We start from the raw sequence: 377 nt of genomic DNA on the forward strand, positions 1-377 counted from the left end.
CCAGTGACTTCCTCGTCACTTTCCAAAGATACTGCGCTCTCCGGTCGTGCCGTAGTTCGCCAATTCGCTCGAAAAAGCGAGGCCCGCGCCGCGACGCGGCGGTCCCGTCTCGATCGCGTCCAGCTCGCACGTGCAAGGGATCGTCGGCCGTTTTCACGCCGACGAAGACTATCCCTCTTCAGCGCTGCTGGAGTGCCAATCTCACACCCAAGGCGCAGTAGATGCCGCCAACCACTTTACCCTGCCACTTCAAAACCGCCGGATGGCGACGCAAGAAGGTGCCAAGGCCCGCTGCGCTGCAGGCGAAAACAGTTGTGCTCAAAAATCCAAGCAGTGAAAAGACGATCCCGAGGATGGTCAATTGCATGAAGACAGCG

1 pseudogene is annotated in these 377 nt (G+C 59.2%); it reads right to left on the reverse strand.

The features are described 5' to 3' along the window. Nucleotides 1–178: 178 nt before the first annotated feature. Nucleotides 179–377, reverse strand: a pseudogene (locus AC2YI2_RS35205) (LysE family translocator); the annotation flags it as partial.

This window comes from Rhizobium sp. SRI_017, assembly GCF_057586295.1.